The organism is Neisseria sp. P0022.S010, assembly GCF_051956635.1.
This window is the reverse complement of the sequence record NZ_JBQCXF010000660.1, coordinates 1-1,490: the sequence shown is the minus strand read 5'-3', so window position 1 is coordinate 1,490 and position 1,490 is coordinate 1. Positions and strand designations below refer to the sequence as shown.

The following is a 1,490-nucleotide window of genomic DNA, read 5'->3' as shown; positions in this document are numbered from 1 at the left end:
GTGTCTTTGCATTTGCCGCCGTCGGTCAGCATCGCAGCGGTCACGACAGGGAAGGTCAAAACGGCTTTGGTGCGTTCCTGATTGAACCATTTGAGGAAGAAGTTTTGCAGCTTCGCCACGCTCGCCCAAACCGGTTTGCTGAAATCGGGGAAGACGAAATCGCCGAACATCGCGTCGAAATAGTATTGATCGTAAACGGAAATATTCCAAAACACGCTCTGATAACCGCGCGCAGCGGCAGGCTGGTTGATGCTGTACACCACCTGCTGCATATGATTGGCGATTTCTTTGCCGTGGGTTTCCAAATAATTATCACCGTAGTCTTTGCGGGCGAAGTAGTCGAAATAGGTCAGAAATTCCACCGTCGCCACTGCGCCGGCAAACTGCGCACTGATGGCAAACACGAGGTTGATAAATGAACCGCAAAACGAAGCCAGATGTTGCGGCGCCTTTGATTCGCCGCCGAGTTTGCTTAAGCCGTCGAGTAGGAAAGGATACAGCGTAACCGACACACAATAAGGCTTGAGGCTGGTTTCGTCGTGCACATAAATCTCATGCGCCTCAATCTGGCGGATGTATTCGTCGGCGACGGATTGGTCGAAAATTTCGGCGATTTTGCGCGACACTTGGGCGCGGTTAATCTGCACGAAAAAGTCTTTCATGATTTCCGCTTCCATCGTGGCGATGTTTTTCTGGGTAACGTTGGCGTTGGCGTCCATTTTCGAGCCGTCCGCCGCGTTTTGCGCACTGATGTAGTCGTGCATGAATTGCAGTTTGCCGTTTAACTGCTCGGGATGCAGCCGAATCATGTTAATTCTCCTGTAAGGTTTGAATGATTTATCAAGCAATGACGGTCAGGCCGTCTGAAACATCGCTGTCAGCGAATACAATAAATTCAATTTAAATCAGTGCAATACAGCACCAGGCTAAATTGAAGCCACTGGAAAAACTTTAGGTGCAGGTTTGTCTTTGATAAACAATCGGTTCAACACTTCGCCCGTGCGCAAATCGACAAACTTCTGATTGGTGGTCGGGCTGTCCAAGCCGCCCAGCTCCATCTGCCAGCGGCCGGTTTTCAGATACGTCAGATAAGGCAGGATGCCGTCTGAAACTGCTTCCAGCTCCTCACGCTCCAGACCGGTGTACAAGCAGGCTTTCAAACCTTCCTGAGTAACAATAGCCAGCATTTCCTGCAAGGCTTTCGGTTGCCACTCCCCGCCCATAAACAACACGCAGCTAATTAGCCCGCGATAGCGTTTCAGACGGCCTTTTAAATAATCCTCAGTCAATTCTGTGCCGATGCCCTCTTTCCATGTATCGGCACTGTGGCAACCTTTGCAACGCAGCGGACAGCCTGAAAACAGAAATGCCAGCGACACTTCGCCCGGCACTTCCTGCCAAACAATTTGCTCAACTGTAAATTTCAAGCTGCTCATTGCAATACCATAAACACAAGATATGGTGCGAATTAAAACACAATACTACTAGAT

General features: G+C 49.7%; 2 protein-coding genes. Both read right to left on the bottom strand.

What is annotated here, in order from left to right:
* A partial coding sequence (gene nrdD, locus ACTHUT_RS20450; protein ID WP_440419635.1) for an anaerobic ribonucleoside-triphosphate reductase occupies nucleotides 1–809 on the bottom strand: 809 nt, incomplete at its 3' end.
* 117 nt (nucleotides 810–926) lie between these two features.
* Nucleotides 927–1,436, bottom strand: coding sequence for an anaerobic ribonucleoside-triphosphate reductase activating protein (nrdG, locus tag ACTHUT_RS20445; protein WP_250600679.1), 510 nt, complete (start codon nucleotides 1,434–1,436; stop codon nucleotides 927–929).
* Nucleotides 1,437–1,490 lie beyond the last annotated feature (54 nt).

Coding starts and splice junctions, on each gene's coding strand:
- nrdG (WP_250600679.1), bottom strand. CDS start 1,436: ATGAGCAGCTTGAAATTTACAGTTGAGCAAATTGTTTGGCAGGAAGTG.